Origin of the sequence: Arthrobacter sp. SAFR-044 (assembly GCF_051965175.1) — a bacterium.
GTDB lineage: Bacteria > Actinomycetota > Actinomycetes > Actinomycetales > Micrococcaceae > Arthrobacter.
In genome coordinates, this window is the sequence record NZ_JBQCMK010000012.1 from 82,045 (window position 1) to 99,904 (window position 17,860).

Consider the following 17,860-nt stretch of genomic DNA (forward strand, 5'->3'; position numbering starts at 1 on the left):
TGGACGGTACCAGTGGTCCCAACGGTTTAGGCCTACGGTGAAGGAGGATTCCCCACCTGGAATGCCACTAACTACTGGGTGGACGTGGAGGTCACCACCCCATAGTCGACGGGTACAGGAAGCGGAGAGTTGGACGGTCCGTGGCACAATCCGGTGTCGCAAGCCGCGTACAGTGAGGGATACGAGGCCTTGGCCTAGCCGAGACCGCAGGTGTTTCCACCGCTGAGGCGATAAATGTGGACCGCGTTAGCATCGCTGAAGCTATCTGTAAAGGTGTGGTCCGCCACTGCCACTGAACGGTTTTCATCCAGTACCTCTGCCTCGCTTGGTCCACCGCAGCGTACAGAGAAGGTTACCGATTGGGGACCCGGACGCGTGGACGCCGCAAAGACGTAAAACTGGCCGGCACTGGCCTTCACGGAAAAGTCGACGTCCTTGCTGCTTGCGGTGATGAGTCCTGTTATCGAACCCGTGTTGAGCGCCGGAGCCAGCTTAGTTATGAGTTGATTCACTGCAGTTACCGTAGGACGTATGGCGGTGCCGCATTCATCCCGCAGCACATGTTGGGACTGGCACTGGCCGCCGAAATTATGGTTGAAGTAGACAATTCCCTGCGCGCCGTGAATGATGCTGCTCCACACCGCTGACCGTAGCTGGGCGGGGCTGATGGTGAGCGAGTCAGTTTCGGAAAATGGATGGCCCACCTCAACAAAAGCCCACACCGGTTTGGAACCTGCTGGCTGGACAAGTGACCGGACACGGTCAACCGTCCAGCCATAGTGGGCGCCCGTGCGGCATTCCTCGTCGCTCAAGTCACGCCCGTTGGCGAATACAGCGCCGCCTTCCACATGACTGCATATATAGGGGTCAGTGAACCAGTAGTTATCCGCGGAGACAACGTCCTGATAGCCGTTGACAAATTGGGCTGCCTGCGGATTTTTCAGTTGAAATGTGACGCCCTTGCCGTAGTTCGAGTAGAGCAAGGCCTGGGGCGGGAACTGCTTCACCAGGGCACTTTGTACGGTATAGCCACATTCGGAGTCTGCTGGATCACAGATGACACCTTCCCCTTGGGACCTCCCGGTCCACGTCGAATCTCCCCCGCCGGCCCACATGTCCACTTCATCGGAAACAACGAACCCGGAGGCACCTGGAACAGCCACGGAAGGGAGGGCATGAAGGCCGCTGCTTCGAATAAGCCCCACGTTCGAGTCTTCGGTGAGTTGCACATAGGTGTTCAGGCCAGCACCACGGTCTGACGTAACGTCCGATGCCTGCAAAACACTTTCAAACCACACTCCAATAGGAAAAAAGTTGTGGTCAGCCGGCAATGTGGGCGAGAACCTGCCGTAGAAGCCAGCCCCGCCATCCACGCCGAGGATGGTGATTCCGTCTGGAAGGGGATCTTGAGCCAATGCTGGGGATGCAGTCACGGTACTCGATGACATGCATGGGGCTGCCAAAAGCAAAGTCAATAGAATTGTGGTTTTTTTGATAAATTTTGTGGAATTGCGCATTCCCCGAGCGGTTACTCCCGGCGCTTCGAGCAAGTTTCTCATCGCATTTCCTGTCGTAAAATCATGAGTCAAATGTCATACGGAATAAATGGGGAATATTCGGCGACAAATAAGCATTTTGGAGCTACGCTATCACCCTGAACATTGCGTCGGTAAGGGTATTTCAACCCCGGCAGGAAGATTGGGGGTATATGGGAAAGCATCTGCGAGCTTCGTCTGTGCTGGGTGCGGAAGTCCGACTGGACGCCCCCCTGCACGTTGATGGTGCGGACAACAAGCCACCCCTGCTGCTGAGGGTGACGACTGTGGCATGTTTTGTTTTTCCGTCCAATTTGGTGTTGGAACCGCTGGGTGCCGCAGGCTATGTGGCACACATACTCGCGTTGCTGGTTTTCGCCCTGTGGGCAACGTCCGTCATGTTCGGCCTGCACAAGACCATCGACCGGGAGCATCCAGGCCGGTTCGCGCTGATTGCCCTCTTTGCGGTCTCCTGCGCCTCCTATGCCGCCATGTATGTAGGTATCAGCGGGGGCAGCACCGATGCAACGCGGGCGGCTGCGGACCGCTGGATGCTGCTGATGGTCGCCTCGTCCGGCTTGGTGCTGGTGACAACTGAAACGACGCGGACAGTCGACGCTGCGATGATGCTGGTTCGTGCGCTCCTGCGCGGTGCCGTATTTTGCAGCATCGTGGCGGCCTTCCAGTTCACCACCCATGTTGATCCCATGGCGTGGTTTCAGGGGGTGCTTCCCGGTTTCAAGGACAACGGCGGAAACCAGCCGTTCCAGGAACGCGGCAGCTTCCTGCGGGTTGCCGGCAGCACCTTCCATCCCATTGAACTCGGGGTTATAGCATCCATGCTCCTTCCACTGTCGCTGTGGCGCGCGCTGTATGACAGGGCGGGCCGCAAATGGTTGCACTGGACGGGGACGGGATTCATCGTGTTCGCTATCGCCGCGACGATCTCCCGCTCCGCGGTCCTGGGGGTCCTGACTGTGGCGTTGGTGTTCCTCCCCTTCCTGCCGTCCAAATCACGGCAGTGGACGGTCCTGGGGTTCTCTGGTGCTGCGACACTCCTGTTCCTGGCAGTGCCGGGATTCGTTGCAACGCTGTTTGGGTCCGTAACAGCGGGGACGGCCGACCCTTCCATCACCGCAAGGCTCGAGGATTATCCTCGCGTGGAAGCGATGGTGTCCGCACGGCCCTGGCTTGGAATCGGCCCCGGCGCCTACCTGACGCGGAACGCCATCGAGGTCCTGGACAACCAGTACCTGAAAACGATCGTCGAGATGGGCGTACCGGGATTCCTGGCACTCCTTTTGTACATGGTTGTCCCAGGGCTTGCGGCGTGGCTGGCAGCGTTCAACGCCAAGGAAGAATGCTTGAAGACTCTTGCCGCAGCAGTTGCGGCAGCCTGCCTCGTGGCAGCCCCCGCTTCGGCGGCCTTTGACTCACTGGGCTTCCCCGTGCTCGCGCTCGTGTATCCCATTTGCGTCGGGCTCTCCGGGACGGTCTGGTTGCTCGTTGCCGGCGAGCGGCGGGTGCACAACGCTACTACCAAGGAACAAGGCTCCGACCTTGCAGAATCTGAAAGGCTCCCATGACTCCCGTCTCGGTTCTCAAAATCCTGTGGCGCCACAAAGCTTCGATGATTACCGTATTGGTGCTCACGCTGGTTGCGGCCGCCTACGTATTCTTTTACGCGCCCCGGAGCTACATGGCGTCGACTGTCTACGTTCTCGTGACCCCCCGGGTCCCTAGCACTGAAGAAATGCGTACCGACCCCGCACTCGCGTCCGCCAACTCGGACAACCCCTACTTGCGCTCGGCGGATAGCTCCCTGATCACGCAAGTGATGGCGACGAAGTTGAGCTCGAGTGACGTCGTTGACTCGCTCAGGGCCGACGGGCTGTCACCGGATTACACCGTGACCCTGCCGGCCACTACTGGTGCAGGACAACTCATCAGGATGGAGGCTACGGGGTCGAGCCCGCAGTTGGCTATTTCGACTGCGGAAGCCCTGGGCCAGCATCTCACCGCTAAGTTGAAGGACGCACAAAAGGTCAACGGGGCAGACGACCGCTACCTGTTCACGGCGCTTCAAATTGACCCGCCAAGCAAGGCAACAGAACAGTTCTCCAGCCGTCTTCGCTCCATGATCGTGGTGCTGATCGGTGGCGTCATCCTCCTCTTCGGTGCTGTCTCGATCGCGAGGATGCTGGAAAGTTCGCGGGCTGCCCGAAAGGACGCCGCGGATAAGGCCAAGCCATTGTCCCGGCGCAGGCGCTCCGACGACCGTCGTGCCGCTCCGGCCGCCCCCTCCGTGGACGATGACCAGGAACCGGGAGCGGACACGGCTCTCGCGGCAAAGGCAGTTGAAGGCCGGAAGCCAAAGCCATCTGTGGCAACCGTGCATGATGCGCCCTTCCTGCTGCCCCAGCACGAGCTGCAGGATCTTTCCTTTGAGGAGCGAGGCTCTGATGTCCCAGCCAAACGTTGACCAAGAGCGGCGGGTCCCGGTCTCTGTTGTCTGTGTCTTCAACAATCCAGCAGTGCTTCAAGAGTGCCTTACGGCCTCCGTCGCGGCAGGCCACGCCGATGCCCCGGACATCGAATACCTGCCAGTGGACAATACGGCGCGGCAGTTCTCTTCCGCCGGAGCCGCCTTAAACCATGGTGCGGCATTGGCGCGTCACGATGTAGTGGTTTTTGTCCACCAGGACGTGTTCCTCCACTCCATCCCCGCATTGGAAAAGGTCGCCGCCGCGTTAATGGCAGATCTGTCCCTGGGCATGGTCGGGGCAACCGGAATGACCGGACAAGGCCACCTCCTGGGTCTGATCCGTGACCGCATCGTCTTGTCCGGTCGCCAGGAAGCCGGCCTTGCGGACGTAGACAGTCTGGATGAGGTCCTTTTCATGGTGCGGCGGGATCAAATTCTCCGGCATGCGCTCAGCCAGGAGCCGGACCTTGCATGGCATGCGTACGCGGTCGAATATGGAGCCCGGCTTCGGTCGATGGGCAGCCGGGTGGTGGTGGCCAACATTCCCTTGACCCATAACAGCCTCACCATCAACCTGGACCGGTTGGCTGAGGCACATCAGTGGATAGCGGGAGCGTATCCCGATCAGCTGCCGATTGTGACCACGTGCGGTACTGTGCGGCAACGCGCTGGTGTTCCCGCCATTTTTGGCAGGCTGTTGACGGCACAGAAATGGCGGTACCGATGGCTCCGGGAATCTGTCTCTGCCCACAAGCTCCGTAACAGATCCGCAGTGCGCCCTGTGACGGTCCTGGGCGACCTTCGCCGCGACATCGACGACATCTGTACCGCCGCCGGCGTCGGCGCCGCCACGATTATCAGTGCGCTTCCCGAGAGTTCCGGCATGCACGAACTGGGCAAACCCCTGGAGCTGAGCAGGCGAGGTGTCCGTTTCAGCTTCCTGACAGTCGATGAGGCCGCCATTGCAGCCGTGGTGTCCGCCCAGGAGCCGGGTTCCACCGTGGCCGTGACAAATATCAGTTTTGATGCTGCCCGTGAGGTGGTCGGATCATTGGCGGGAAGAAGGGTCATCCTGGGGTTCCATGAAAATACCGGAGCATGGCTGCTCACGGGGCCCAGTGTCGATGCGGCGGAGGCACACTACCGCACCCCCCGTTCGACACCCCTCGCTATGAAGGTCGGATAAGGCGCCTGCGCGTGTCTGAAGCCCACGCTCGGCTCCGGTCCGGAACCAACTGCGCCAGGCCCATATGGGGTGACTTCCGCCAGGCGGCCCACTGCTTGATGCGCAGTGATGTTCCAAGGAAGGGCATGATGTCAGCCCATGCCGCGTCCAGCCCGGCAAATCCGGTTTCCTGCTGCACCAAGCCCACCAACCGGTCGAGAGGCCCGTCTCCCCAGAGAGTCGCACGTGGTGCAGCAGGTGCAATCCGCGCCAGATCGGCCTTGGCATAGACCAGTTCCGCTGTGTTCCGCCAGGCTGCAGGGCTATGGCCCTGGACTATTGCCTCGCGGGTGGCTGCCCCCCGCGCCATCCTGGTGGAAGCCGAATCTGCCAGTTCCGTCAGGACGGATACGAACCCCACGGGCGTTGACGGCGCGAGTAGAAGGTCCTCCAGGCCCGGTGAATCCGATCCAAGGACCGCACATTCTGCCGGATGGCCCCGGAAAGTCACCAACGGTAGCCCGTGTGCTCCGGCCTCCAGCATTGATGTCAGTGAAGAGAATGGAAAGGAGTCTACGTATGCATCGGCAACGGATAAGAGCGTTGAGATGCTGGTGAGCCTCCCGACGGCCCGGATCCTTCCGTTGGTGGCAGCAGCCGCTGCAGCCCAGGCCCCGGTCGGAGCGGGGCCTGCGACGAGGAGGCGCGCATTCGGCCGTCGGAGCAGAAAAGAACGGAACAGGCCTATCAGGGAGTCCGTACCGACGGGGTCGTATTTGCTGGCCGCCGCGGCGGACACCACCACGAAATCGGTCTCCGGGACGCCCCAGCCGCTCCGTGCCGCTGCCCTCTGCGCTCGTTCAGTTGCCTGGGCGGGAGCAATTTCGAGTGGCCTGTTGGCCACCAGGCAGCGGTCCGCATCAACTCCCCGGCGGTGGACGGTCAGATCCCGTCCGCTCCCACGCAGGCACAAGACGAGGGCGGCCGCCGATGTCCCCTGCCAAAAGACATGGTCGGCATGGTTGACGTAGACGGCGGGAGGCGCATTGGGAACGCCCAACGCAATGGAGGGGACGACGTCGTGCGGATGGGCGTGCACAACAACAACGTCGGCCCGAGCGACGATCCTGCGCAGTGTGGCCGCCCTTCTGATGAGCCCGCCGGGCCCGCGGTCAAGGAGGAACAGGTCGTGGGGATCAGAGAGGCATGCCGTAATTTTGGCCGGACATTCGGTACTGCCTTGGCGGGTAACAACCACCTGATGGCGCGAGCCTGGATCCTGACGGACCCAGTGGGCAATGCTCTGCGTGTGACCGCCAGTACCGTACAGCTGCGTGGCGACATGGACCACAAGGCGCTCCGACGCTCGCCCCCGGAGTGCAGGTGGCGGTTGTGCAATCGAGAACCGGAGCTTACACAGGACTTCTTCCAGCCCTTGATGGCCGAAGTACCCGGTGTGGTCGGTCCAGGCGAAGCGGGCGGCGAGTTGTGCCTGCACAGCCGCCCGTTCCCAAAACCCGGCTGCAGTCAGTAGTCCTGCAGTCCCCACCAGGCCTTCAAAGGTTCCCCGGTTACTGCTGATGCTACGCAAGGGCGCCGCTCCTTCCCAGTTTCGTCAACATGGCAACGTCTGCGCGCTTGAACCAGAGCAGGACTCCTGAGACGCAGACGGTGGCAGCTCCGGAGAGCAGCAGGGCCCATGGAACAGCGAGTTCCAGGCGGCCGAAGATGGCGGAGAGGGTTAAGAGTGCTGCCGACGCCCCTGCAGGCAACAGCAGTTGGCGGAGTACCCGGAGCGGCTTGATTCCCACGGCCCGCAACCGCCAGAGGTACAGGGGCAGGACCAGCGCCACCACGACCACGAACTGGGCCATGGCCACCCCGGCGATGCCAGCGCTGGCGCCGAGGAACAGTGCCGGTATCAGGGCCACCAGCCAACCCACCTGGATGGACATGATGGAGCCCGTCATTCCTGCAACGACAAGATAGTCGTAGATCAACTCGAACAGGATCCGGAGTCCCGCCACCATGGCAAGCCAAAAAAGGGCGGTGCTTGCACCCGCCCACACGTCGCCGTAAACAATCCGGACGATGGTCTCGGACTCGGCTGCCAGGAACGTAATTGCGGGGAAGACAACGCACATCATCACGCCGATCAGGGCCGTGACTGTTGAACGCATGCTTTCCGGGTCATGCTGCTGCCGGGCCAACACCACGGGAGCTACACTCCGCAGTGGCTGGGAGAACATGGTTACCGGCCAGCTCGACAAGTTGAAGGCCAGTACATACATCCCCAACATGACCGGTCCGAGGGTACTGCCCGTAACCAATTGGTCCAGGTATCCGACGCAAAACACGATGATGCTGGTCCCTGCCAGTGGCAGCCCGAACCGCAGCAGCGGCATCAGGACGCTCCTGTCAAGGCCGGGGCGCACGGGCAGGGGCGACTTGAGGACGAAGAGCAGCCCGCCGGCCATCGTTCCGGCGAGCCGGCCAACAGCCAAGCTCATTGCACCTACGCCGGCCAATACCAGGCAGATCGAAACGATAGCCCCTACCCAGACATTCACCTGGTCGATGAGCATCTTCGTCTTTTGGTCGAATGCGCGCTGCATCAGGGCTGCAGGGGTGGCGACGACGCCGCTCACCAGGACGCAGCACACCATGACCCGCACTACATCCGTCGCACCGGGGTCACCCATGCGGTCCGCAAACCAGGGGGCGACGGCAAGACCGGCCACACAGAGCAGTGCGCTGGACACGATCGAGATGGTGGTCACGGTGGGTGCAATCCGTGCGGGATCCTCCGGCCACCTCACGATGGCGAGGCTGACACCAAGCTCGTTGACTGTCAGCACGGCAAGCAGCGCCACCATGGCAACCGCAAAGCTGCCATATGAATCAGGGCCCAGCAACCGGGCCAAGACAATCCCAATGCCCAGGGTGCCAAACTTGGCGACCCCCGTGTTCAGCAGGCTCCAGGCAAGCGCTGCGGTTGCGCCGGACTTCTCGCGCAGGCCTGGGGGCGTTTTGCCATCCACAGGGTCAGAGGCCAGGCCCGGGCGTTTCATCGATTACCCCACCACGACGTCGTCAAGATCCTGCCGCTCCCACGGCATCTGCCAGCACCTCTGCGACCCGCTGCTGTTGTTCCGCGGTGATGTGCGGGAACAGCGGCAGCGACAGGATCCGGCGGGCGGCTTCTTCGGCAACAGGGAACGAACCGGAATGGCCGCCGGCATACGCCTCGCTGAGGTGAACCGGCACCGGGTAGTGGATTCCGGCGTGGATCCCGGCAGCGTGCAGCGCCTGGAGGACGGCATCCCGGTGCTGGACCCGCACTACGTACAGATGCCACACATCCACGTTTCCGGGGGCCTCCCGGGGGATCTCAACCCCCGGCACATCGGCCAGAAGCGCAGCGTACCGTTCCGCGGCCGCGCGCCGCCGCAGGTTCCATGCGTGAAGCCTGGCAAGTTTTGCCTTGAGAACCACAGCTTGCACCGTGTCCAGCCGCGAATTGAACCCTATGGCCTCGTGCCTGTACTTTTCAGAGCTGCCGTGCGCGCCCAGCAGTCGGACCCGCGCCGCAAGTCCGGGATCATTGGTCAGCACCGCTCCGGCATCCCCGGCGGCTCCAAGATTCTTGCCAGGGTAGAAGCTGGTCCCTGCAGCCGCGCCCAATGTCCCGGCATGGGCACCAAAGCGTGTTGCACCCTGCGACTGCGCAGCGTCCTCGATGATCACGGCACCGCAGGACTGCGCGATGGGCACCAGGCGCTCCACGAACGCGGTCTGCCCAAACAAATGCACCGGCACTATCGCTTGCGTACGGGATGTGACCGCAGCGGCGACCGCCTCAGGGGAAATCAGTAAATACTCCGGATCCACATCAACAGGCACGGGCACGGCGCCGATCCGGCTCACCGCCTCGGCCGTCGCGATGAACGTATTGGCTGGCAGGATCACTTCCCCGCCGGGGCATACACCCCCGGCCCGGAGTGCAAGTTCCAGCGCGTCGGTTCCGTTGGCAACGCCGACGCAATGCCGGGCGCCTAGAAAGGAGGCATACGCGGACTCGAAATTTGAGACGGCAGGTCCGCCTATAAAGGAAGCTGAAGAAAAAACGTCGGCCAGTTCCGCCATGACTTCCTCGTGGACCTCCGCCTGCTGCGCGGCCAGATCCACCAGCGGAACGCTCTCTACGTCTACCCCTGTGCTCATGACATCCCCCGAAACTTGAAGTTCTCCCCGTTGATTTCGTGCGCCGGCACACCTACCCACGTCTCGCCGTCGGGCACGTTGCTCAGGACCGCAGCGCCCATGCCCACCGTGGCGTACGCCCCCACGGACGTCCGTTCCCGCACACTCGCGTTCATGCCCAGGTACGCTCCCCGGCCAATCCGGACTCCGCCGCCCAGCGACACGCCCGCAGCGAAGGTCGCGAAGTCGGCCACGTCGTCGTCGTGCGTGAATGTCACCGACGGCATGGCAACCACGTGCGATCCCAGCGTGACCGATGCCGTGAGCGTGACGTTCCGCAGCAGGATGCTGCCCCTCCCGACACGGCACCCCTCCGGGTACTGGACGGAGGGATCCACGGCGATGGCATAACGGGCCTCGGTGAGGCCCATCGCGGTCAACCGCTCCACCACAGCTTCGCGGACCCTGCCGGAACCTATGCATACCAGGACGAACGCGTGCGTGTACTTCGCGGCGTCATCGATGGTCCCCAGTACGGGCGCACCGTCCACGGTCACGCCCGCCATTTCCTTGTCGTCGTCAAGCAGGCCGACGACGTCGTACTGGCCGCTGCTGCGCACCATCGCCAGGACTTCGCGGGCCAGGCCGCTGGCAGCTATCAGGATCAGCTCACTCATGTGCGCGTCCCCGCAGCTGCAGCCCTGATGGTGCTGATGATCCTGCCCAGTCCGTCGTTGTCCAGCTCGTGGTAGACCGGCAGGATCAGGGTCCTGTCGTTGAGCCGTTCCGTGTGCTGCAGCAGGGATCCGCCGGAGTCACGCCACCGGTAGGCAGGCTGGCGGTGCGCCGCCATGATGCCCCTGCGCGCCGAGATCCCGGCCTCGGCCAGCTTTTCCATCAGCCCGTCCCGCGTGGTCCCAAAGCTCGGCAGGACCTCCACCCAGAACGACTGGAAGTTGGTGGTGCCGTAAGGAGGATCCGACACCAGCCGCAGGCCCGGCACCCTCGAAAGGCCGGCTACGTACCGCGCCGCAATGTCCCGCCGCCGTTCCAGCACCGCCGGGAGCCGGCCCAGCTGGACGATTCCGACGGCGGCCTGCAGGTCCGTCATCCGGTAGTTGAACCCCACCTCAAGGTAGTCCTCGGAAGGTGTCAGCAGCGATCCGTGCCGGTCTGCGGCGGACACGCTCATGGAGTGCTCCCGCAGGGTCCTGGCCCTCGCCGCCCAGTCGGCCCGGTTGGTGGTGAGCATCCCGCCCTCACCGGTGGTGAGGATCTTGCGCGGATGGAAGGACCACACGGTGACATCCGCGCGCACACCCACCGGCTGGTCCTTGTACGTTGACCCCACCGCGCATGCGGCGTCTTCGACCACGGTGATCTCGTGGCGGTCGCACAGTTCACGGATGGGATCCATGTCCAGCGGAACGCCGCCCTGGTCCACCACGATCACGGCCCGGGTGTCCAAGGTAAGTGCGGCATGGATGGTCTCTGCCGTCACGTTCCCGGTGACCGGGTCCACGTCGCAGAACACCGGCCGGGCGCCCACGTAGGTGACCGCGTTCGCCGTGGCGATGAAGGACAGGGACGGAACGACGACGTCGTCCCCCGGCCCGATTCCCGCCACCACCAGCGCCAGGTGGAGGGCGGTGGTGCAGCTGGAGGTGGCCACGCCGTGCCGGACACCCTGGGATTCGGCAAAGCGGGACTCAAACTCCTTAACCTTGGGTCCCTGCGCCACCCACCCGGAGGCCACCACCTCGGCCAGGGCCCGGGCTTCCTCTTCCCCGAGCCAGGGCTTCATCACGTTGATCCGGGTAAGGGATGCTTCCGCAGTCATCGGGCACCAACCTTCCGTGCAGCGGCAATCTCGTCGCGCAGAGGCATCCACCAGCTGACGAGTTGCCGAAGTCCTTCTTCAAGTTCCACCTCGGTCTTGAAGCCAAGATCGCGTGCGGCAGCCGACGTGTCGGCCAGCCGGCGGGCCACGCCGTTTACCTGCCGTGCAGGCCCATGCTCCACTTCAAGACCAGAGCCCATCACCCGCAGCAGTGCCTGCGCCATTTCCAGCAGGCTGGTTTCCGCCCCGCTGGCCACGTTGTAGACTCCCTCGGCAATGTCGCTGCCGGCCGCCAGGACATTGGCACGCGCCACGTCAGCGGTATGCACGAAATCCATGGTCTGGAGTCCGTCGCCGAAGATCAGTGGCGGCTGCCCGTCCATGATCCGCTCCATCCACCGCACCAGGACCTCGGTGTACAGGCCGTGGACATCCATCCGGGGCCCGTAAACGTTGAAGTAGCGGAGGATCACGTAGTCGAGTCCCGTCATGGCACGGAAGCTGCGGGCCATGCCCTCGTTGAAGGACTTGGCGGCGCCGTAAAAGGTGTCATTGTTGGCGTGATGATGCCGTTCGGGGGTGGGAAACTCCTCGGCCATCCCGTACACAGAGGCGCTTGATGCTGCCACAAGCTTGTCCACTTTGTGCTCCGCGGCGGCCTCCAGGACGTTGAATGTTCCGTCTACCAGCACCTCAAGGGCCAGCCGCGGCTCTTCGGCACATTGGGTGATGCGGATGGCGGCCTGGTGGAATACCAGGTCCTTGCCTTTGGTGAGGTCATGGACGAGGTCCCGGTCCTGGATGGTGCCCCGAACCAGTTCAACCTGCCCGGTTGCCAGGGCACCGGAGAGGTTATCCAACCGGCCGCGGACCAGGTTGTCCAGGACGTCGACGTGCCGCACACCGCCGTCAAGCAGGGCGTCCACAAGGGTTGATCCGATGGTGCCGGCCCCGCCCGTTACCAGGACTCTGGCCCCTTCCAACGCGTTCATCGGGCACCCTCCAGTTCCGGGCTGTTTCCAGGAAATTCAGCATCGGGCGCCGAAAAGTCAGGTCCGGCCACGGGTGTCGGACGGCCATCCGAAGCCAGGCTTTGGTTGGCCGCTTCGAGGACGGATAGCACGCGGAGCCCGGAAGCGCCGCTTGTCCGGGCCTCCCGGCGATTGCGGATACAGGCCGCCAGCTCCGCTACCACCTGGCCAAGGGCCTCCCGTTCCGGCAGGGCGGGGGACCATGTGTCGCCCAGCCGGTAGGAAACGGCGGTTGACGTCTTCTCACCCACTGATTTCGGTTGCCGGTCCAGGCTTACCCCACGGTCGTACACGCTGAGCCGCTGCTGTGGGTTCAGATCGTCCCATACCAGCGTCCGCAGGGATCCGCCGATGACCATTTGCCGGATCTTGGTGGGGCTCAGCCAGTTCACGTGGATATGGGCGGTGGCATCGTTGGGAAGCCGGAAGTTGAGGTGTCCCACGCAATCGCGTCCGGTTCCCAGCGGGTCCGCGCCGAAGGCCGACACTTCGGCCGGATGCAGACCGCCCGGGAGGACGAAATCCAGGATTGCGAGATCATGGGGTGCCAGGTCCCAGAAAACATTCACGTCGGGCTGCACCAGTCCCAAGTTGATGCGGGTGGAGTCCACGAAAAGGATTTCGCCCAGGGATCCGGACTGAATCAGCTCCTGCATCTTTAGGACGGCCGGCGTGTAGCAATAGGTGTGGTCTGCCATGAGGACCAGTCCGTTTGCCTGGGCTTCGGCAACCATCTGCTGCCCGTGTTCCCTGCTGTCCGCCAACGGCTTTTCCACCAGGACGTGCTTCCCGGCGCGCAGGGCCGTCATGACCGTTCCATGGTGGGTGCGGGCCGGTGTCGCAATGGCCACGGCATCCACGTCGAAGTTGTCCAGCAATTCGTCCAGGGACTCTACGCAGGCAATCCCGCCGAGTGTGTCGGCCAACATCCGAGCCCGCTCAAGGTCGAGGTCACAGATGGCCACCAGGTCCCAATCGGGGCTGGCGACCAGATTGCGCGCCAGGTTTGGTCCCCAATAGCCGGCACCGACGACGGCGATCTGGAGTTTGCGGGCAGGTTGCGGGTGGGTAGGGGCACGGAATGGATTGGCGAATGCTCTCATGTCACTTTCTTTCCTGTGTATGTGATGTCAGTAGGCGCCGGACGGCCGGACGACGGCCCGAAACGTACGCCATAGAATCAGCAGGTCACCTGCAAGTGACCAGTTTTCGACGTAGTAGAGGTCCAGCCGGACCGCTTCATCCCAAGGAAGATCGGAGCGGCCGTTGATCTGCCAAAGTCCGGTGATTCCCGGCTTGATGAGGAGTCTGCGGTGGGTATGGCGTTCGTAGCCGCTGACTTCGCGAGCCAGCGGGGGCCGGGGCCCTACCATGCTCATGTCCCCTAGGACCACGTTCCAAAGCTGTGGGAGTTCGTCCAGCGAGTACTTGCGCATCCAGCGTCCGCAGCGGGTGACCCTGGGGTCATCCTTCATCTTGAAAAGCACCCCCGCCCCTTGGTTCTGCTGGTTCAGGGCAGCCAGGCGCGCCTCGGCGTCGACCACCATGGAGCGGAACTTGAGCATTCCGAACACCTGGCCGTCCTTGCCGATCCGGTCCTGCCGGAAGAGGACGGGACCGGGGCTGTCCAACCGGACGATCAGCGCGAGCACGAGGAGTACGGGTGAGAGGACCAAGAGGGCGATCAGCGCAGCCGTGACATCCAGGACCCGTTTCAAGACGTGTTTTGCTCCGGCGTACTGTGGAATATCCACGTGCATCAGAGGCAATCCGTCCACAGGCCGCCAGTGGATGCGTGGACCGGCAACATTGGTGAGGGTTGCGGCCAGAATGAGTTCCGTCGCGGACTCTTCCAGCTTCCATCCCAGCTCACGAATGAACCTGTTTCCGCCTGGTAGGGGACCAGCGACAATTACCGAGTTGGCCTCCACCGAGCGGACGGTACGGGCGATGTCATCCGTGGAGGAGAGCACCGGTACCGGTTGGCCGTCCACCCGCAGGCAGGCTCCCCGCCTTGCCCCGGGAAGGCAAGCGCCGAGGATCTCGTACACAGCCCCTGATTTGCGGACTTGCTGGACCACATAGCGAACATCCTCAGGATCGCCCACCACTACGGCGCGCGAGAGATGACGCCCTCTTGCCTTTTCGGCTGCCAGCCGCCGGCGAAACATCTTGCGGTTAGCCGTCAGGGCTACCAGGCCCAGGGGGAGGGAGACTGTTACGAAGGCGCTGGCACCGTGGATGGAGAAGACCACCGCAGCGATTGCCATCAGGCCAAAGATCCGCAGGGTGGCTGATGCGACACGTTTGTATTCGTCGGCACCGATGCCAAGTACCTTGGCATCCCTCGTATGGTAGGCCTCCAGTGCCCCCAGCCAGATGACCGTGAGTGCAGCGGCGGCTGCCGCTGCACCCCCATCTTTCGGTCCAACAGGTGAGAACCCGTCCTCGGAGAGAAGGAAACCTGTGTAGACAGCTGCCGTGACCACTGCGGCGTCAGCTCCCCTGAGGAGATTGAGATGCAGCGAAATCCAACTTGCCGTTGCTTTTCTGCTCCTGGTCTTCGCCCCGGGAGAAGTCGATGCTGACGGCGGCAGCGGAAACCGGGTTCCTGCGGTCTCCGCTGCCGCCGACTGCTGTATTGACACCCGCTGTGCAGCAGCGGGCGCAACGGGCCAGCCGAACGCAGCCTGCCGGGTTTTGGCTACTGGTATCTCTGCCATGGTTCCCCTTTCCGGCGTAGCCGCCTGTTCTCTGGCCGTGAAGCAAAACTAGCCGCAGAGGTGCGGGGTTTTGCCGGGCCGGCAAGTCCTTTGTGGATCCTGCAAGGGAAGGATGTGGAAACTGCGGGGACCTGCAGATTGCAGGACTTTAGGCCTATAGGACAGGCAGGACGTACGGCTCGGCGGCCGTGGATCCCTTGCGCGCGGCGAGGGCGGTCAGCTGCGCCCGGGACTCAACGCCGAGTTTGCGGTAAATGGCAGTGAGGCGCACTTCGACCGTGCGCACGGACACGTACAAGGTCGCAGCGATTTCCTTGTTGCGCATGCCCCGTGCCACCATCTTTGCCAACGCCCGCTCATGGTCCGCGAGCAACAGCATCGCCGGGTTGCCCTGCGGGCGGACAGGCTCCATGCGCTCATCCAGCAGGAGGGCATCCACATGCTGGGTCCATGCATCCGCACCCGCCTCGTCGAACATCACCTTGGCCCGGAGCAATGCATCCCGTGCGTCGCGCAGCCTGCCGAACGCGTGCAGCCGCTCCGCATAGCACATGAGGGTCCTTGCCCTTTCAAGGGTGTGCCCATTCCTGCCTTCGAGTGCCTGGCTGAAAAGCTGCAGCGACTGTTCGCCGTCCGCAAGCAGGGCACGGCTCCGGGCAACAGCCATCATCAGCCACGGGGACCGCAGCCCCACCCCACGGCTCTCGAGGCGCAGAAGCGCCTGCGTGGCCTCGTGGTGCCGGCCCAGGCGGATCAGTACCTCCACCAAGTCCGCTTCGCAGCGCAGGAGGGTGGGGTTGCTGAACCCCTTGCCGATGTCGACGGCGTGCGACAACTGGGCAACGGACTCCGCCAGATCGCCGCGCAACAGGGCGAAGTGGCCCTGGCAGGCCGCAAGCTGTGCCGTGATGGCAGGGTGGCTGTCCGCGCCCGCATACCGGAGCGCCTCGGTTGCGTAAGCACGGGCCTGGGCATCATCGCCAAGGGAGTGTGCACGCCACACCCGGAAGAGGTGCCGCGTCGCACGGTGGTACTTCAGTTCGGGTTCGGAAAGCTCAAGTTCGTCGATCAGCCGGACGGCTGCGCGCACGTTGCCGGCGCGGATCGCGTTGTCCACTGCCATGAATGCGGCGGTCTTCTGCCAGTTGATGTGGCCTGGTTCGTCCGAATTATTGAGCAGGGCAAAGGTTTCGTGGGCGCCTTCATAGTGCTCGGCGTACGTGAGGGCCCGGCCGTGCACCAAGAGGCCGGCTGCCCGGGCGGTGCCCGTTTGTTCCTGCTTGCGGCCAAGGTTGGCCGTGTCGCCGCCGATCGACTCGACCAGCAGCTTGGCGCGGTCGGCGATGCCCAGGCACTGCGCGGATGCTGACCCGCGGAACGCGTTGCTGTGGCGCAGGAGCTCGGAGGCTTCCTGCAGTTCCCACCGCTCGGCGTAGTAGAGGGCACCGATGGCCAGCAGGCTGGCGGCATAGGCCGGATCGTGCTGGCCGAACTCCTTCACAAGCCGGAGAACCATGCTGGAACGCACGGCGGCTCCTTGGAGGAACTGGATTTCGAAAGACAGGCCGGTCAGCCGAAGGATCAGTGCGGGGTTGCGGGTAACCCGCTGTGCCCATTCCAGGTAGCGGCGCGCGTACACGAACTCACCCCGGTTGAACAACAGTTCAGCCACGCTGGTCAGGCGCGCCGCCGTTTCCGCTTCCCAGGGGTTGATGGTCAGGGCGCGCTCAATATACTCGACCGCGAAACCCACCTCACCGCCGCGGATCAGGTCAACAGCGTGCCGCAGCAGCTGGAACGGGGTTTGCCGTTCCAGGGCGGTAAAGCTCAGGTGCCACCTGCGGGCATAAGGGTCCGTGTCGCCGGCTGCTTCCGCAAGGGCCCTGTGGTTGGCCGTGCGAACGGCCGGAGTCATGGCCATGAAGACGTATCCCCGCAGCAGCTGGTCACCGATCCCCAGATGGGGTCCCGTCCGCTTGACCAGGCCGGCAGCCAGCAGCTCGTCCACGCTCGTCCACACTTCGCGGTCGATCTTCTCGATCGTGGTGATGTCACTGCGGAAGGAAAGGGCCAGCAGGTCCAGGACGTTGCGGGCGCCAGGGGTCAGCGCACCCACCGCCGACGCGTACTCCGCATCAAAGCTGCTCCCGGAGGGCAGCGGGACGGGCAGCGCGTACTTGCCCTCTGCATGCCTTTCCAGCAGCCGGCCGTAAAGGTCGACGGCGGCAAGGGGGTTGCCGCCGGTAGCTGCGGCAACCGCGTGGGCGGCCGCCGTCGTGGTCCTCTTTGCGGGCAAGCTCTCCAGCATCCGTACCGTGTCGCTGTAGCCCAGCGGGCCAAGGGCCAGGGCAGGAAGGCCGCTGAAGGGGCTTTCCGGTAGGTCCTCCCGCATGCTGACAAACAGGACGATGTCCGTTCCCGTCAAACGCCTGGCTACGAATCCGATCACTGCCTGGCTGCTGGGATCCAGCTGGTCGGCGTCATCGAGCACGATGATGGTGCGTGACGAGGAGCGCTGGTGCAGGCCGTTGAGCAGCATGCTGGACACTGCCGGCACGCTCATGGCCCCGCTGGTGTCCCGCAGGAGCTCGTCGGCGATGCGGTTCAGGACGGGATCGTCCATGTCGCTCAGGAGCGCGGTCAGCCCCGATAACGGCCAGTCCGATTCGGCAGCGCTGGCGGACAGGAATACGGTGCGGTAATCGGAAAGAGTGGGAATGGCGGACAACAAGGCGGATTTGCCCGTGCCTTTGCTGCCAACTACCGCTAATGCGCTGTCCTTGGGCCCACGGATGACCGACATGATGCGGTCCAGTTCTTTGCTTCGGCCGATAAGTGGCATGGTGTCCCCATTCGTCGAGAAGGAGACCGCATTGCT

13 protein-coding genes are annotated in these 17,860 nt (G+C 63.4%); 3 read left to right on the top strand and 10 right to left on the bottom strand.

The features are described 5' to 3' along the window. Window positions 1–194 precede the first annotated feature (194 nt). Window positions 195–1,559 (bottom strand): hypothetical protein, encoded by a 1,365-nt coding sequence (locus tag ACTHQS_RS17235; RefSeq protein ID WP_440171360.1) that lies wholly within the window; start codon window positions 1,557–1,559, stop codon window positions 195–197. A gap of 323 nt (window positions 1,560–1,882) precedes the next feature. On the opposite strand from ACTHQS_RS17235, the gene ACTHQS_RS17240 reads away from it, so the two are divergent. Genes ACTHQS_RS17240 through ACTHQS_RS17250 form a run of 3 tightly spaced genes read left to right on the top strand, consistent with a single transcriptional unit; the run spans window position 1,883 to window position 5,206 of the window. After that, window positions 1,883–3,121: an O-antigen ligase family protein gene (locus ACTHQS_RS17240; protein ID WP_440171362.1), complete on the top strand. Its 1,239-nt coding sequence runs from the start codon at window positions 1,883–1,885 to the stop codon at window positions 3,119–3,121. A 44-nt stretch (window positions 3,122–3,165) separates the two neighbouring features. Continuing rightward, window positions 3,166–4,017 (top strand): chain-length determining protein, encoded by an 852-nt coding sequence (locus tag ACTHQS_RS17245; protein WP_440171364.1) that lies wholly within the window; start codon window positions 3,166–3,168, stop codon window positions 4,015–4,017. Then, complete coding sequence (locus ACTHQS_RS17250; RefSeq protein ID WP_440171366.1) at window positions 3,998–5,206, top strand: glycosyltransferase; 1,209 nt, start codon at window positions 3,998–4,000, stop codon at window positions 5,204–5,206. Before ACTHQS_RS17245 ends, ACTHQS_RS17250 begins: the two co-directional genes overlap by 20 nt. Here the strand turns inward: ACTHQS_RS17250 and ACTHQS_RS17255 are convergent. From ACTHQS_RS17255 to ACTHQS_RS17295, 9 genes are all read right to left on the bottom strand, one after another. After that, window positions 5,190–6,284: a glycosyltransferase gene (locus ACTHQS_RS17255; protein WP_440171368.1), complete on the bottom strand. Its 1,095-nt coding sequence runs from the start codon at window positions 6,282–6,284 to the stop codon at window positions 5,190–5,192. The genes ACTHQS_RS17250 and ACTHQS_RS17255 overlap by 17 nt on opposite strands. Window positions 6,285–6,768: 484 nt before the next feature. Continuing rightward, on the bottom strand, window positions 6,769–8,256 hold the full coding sequence (locus ACTHQS_RS17260; RefSeq protein WP_440171369.1) for an oligosaccharide flippase family protein: 1,488 nt from the start codon (window positions 8,254–8,256) through the stop codon (window positions 6,769–6,771). A gap of 22 nt (window positions 8,257–8,278) precedes the next feature. Then, complete coding sequence (locus tag ACTHQS_RS17265; RefSeq protein ID WP_440171371.1) at window positions 8,279–9,409, bottom strand: DegT/DnrJ/EryC1/StrS family aminotransferase; 1,131 nt, start codon at window positions 9,407–9,409, stop codon at window positions 8,279–8,281. After that, window positions 9,406–10,065 (bottom strand): acetyltransferase, encoded by a 660-nt coding sequence (locus tag ACTHQS_RS17270; RefSeq protein ID WP_440171373.1) that lies wholly within the window; start codon window positions 10,063–10,065, stop codon window positions 9,406–9,408. Before ACTHQS_RS17270 ends, ACTHQS_RS17265 begins: the two co-directional genes overlap by 4 nt. Beyond that, on the bottom strand, window positions 10,062–11,228 hold the full coding sequence (locus ACTHQS_RS17275) for a DegT/DnrJ/EryC1/StrS family aminotransferase (RefSeq protein WP_440171375.1): 1,167 nt from the start codon (window positions 11,226–11,228) through the stop codon (window positions 10,062–10,064). The genes ACTHQS_RS17270 and ACTHQS_RS17275 overlap by 4 nt, the downstream gene beginning before the upstream one ends. After that, window positions 11,225–12,220, bottom strand: coding sequence for an NAD-dependent epimerase/dehydratase family protein (locus ACTHQS_RS17280; protein ID WP_440171377.1), 996 nt, complete (start codon window positions 12,218–12,220; stop codon window positions 11,225–11,227). The genes ACTHQS_RS17275 and ACTHQS_RS17280 overlap by 4 nt, the downstream gene beginning before the upstream one ends. After that, the gene (locus tag ACTHQS_RS17285) at window positions 12,217–13,362 is read right to left on the bottom strand and encodes a Gfo/Idh/MocA family protein (protein WP_440171379.1); all 1,146 of its coding nucleotides are present in this window, start codon (window positions 13,360–13,362) and stop codon (window positions 12,217–12,219) included. The genes ACTHQS_RS17280 and ACTHQS_RS17285 overlap by 4 nt, the downstream gene beginning before the upstream one ends. A 27-nt stretch (window positions 13,363–13,389) precedes the next feature. Beyond that, window positions 13,390–14,982: a sugar transferase gene (locus ACTHQS_RS17290; RefSeq protein WP_440171381.1), complete on the bottom strand. Its 1,593-nt coding sequence runs from the start codon at window positions 14,980–14,982 to the stop codon at window positions 13,390–13,392. A gap of 154 nt (window positions 14,983–15,136) precedes the next feature. Further along, on the bottom strand, window positions 15,137–17,824 hold the full coding sequence (locus ACTHQS_RS17295) for an AAA family ATPase (protein WP_440171383.1): 2,688 nt from the start codon (window positions 17,822–17,824) through the stop codon (window positions 15,137–15,139). Window positions 17,825–17,860 lie beyond the last annotated feature (36 nt).

What these genes read in the sequence shown, in the direction of transcription:
- ACTHQS_RS17235 (WP_440171360.1), bottom strand. Translation starts at nt 1,559, where the DNA reads ATGAGAAACTTGCTCGAAGCGCCGGGAGTAACCGCTCGGGGAATGCGC.
- ACTHQS_RS17245 (WP_440171364.1), top strand. Translation starts at nt 3,166, where the DNA reads ATGATTACCGTATTGGTGCTCACGCTGGTTGCGGCCGCCTACGTATTC.
- ACTHQS_RS17250 (WP_440171366.1), top strand. Translation starts at nt 3,998, where the DNA reads ATGTCCCAGCCAAACGTTGACCAAGAGCGGCGGGTCCCGGTCTCTGTT.
- ACTHQS_RS17260 (WP_440171369.1), bottom strand. Translation starts at nt 8,256, where the DNA reads ATGAAACGCCCGGGCCTGGCCTCTGACCCTGTGGATGGCAAAACGCCC.
- ACTHQS_RS17265 (WP_440171371.1), bottom strand. Translation starts at nt 9,409, where the DNA reads ATGAGCACAGGGGTAGACGTAGAGAGCGTTCCGCTGGTGGATCTGGCC.
- ACTHQS_RS17270 (WP_440171373.1), bottom strand. Translation starts at nt 10,065, where the DNA reads ATGAGTGAGCTGATCCTGATAGCTGCCAGCGGCCTGGCCCGCGAAGTC.
- ACTHQS_RS17275 (WP_440171375.1), bottom strand. Translation starts at nt 11,228, where the DNA reads ATGACTGCGGAAGCATCCCTTACCCGGATCAACGTGATGAAGCCCTGG.
- ACTHQS_RS17280 (WP_440171377.1), bottom strand. Translation starts at nt 12,220, where the DNA reads ATGAACGCGTTGGAAGGGGCCAGAGTCCTGGTAACGGGCGGGGCCGGC.
- ACTHQS_RS17285 (WP_440171379.1), bottom strand. Translation starts at nt 13,362, where the DNA reads ATGAGAGCATTCGCCAATCCATTCCGTGCCCCTACCCACCCGCAACCT.
- ACTHQS_RS17290 (WP_440171381.1), bottom strand. Translation starts at nt 14,982, where the DNA reads ATGGCAGAGATACCAGTAGCCAAAACCCGGCAGGCTGCGTTCGGCTGG.
- ACTHQS_RS17295 (WP_440171383.1), bottom strand. Translation starts at nt 17,824, where the DNA reads ATGCCACTTATCGGCCGAAGCAAAGAACTGGACCGCATCATGTCGGTC.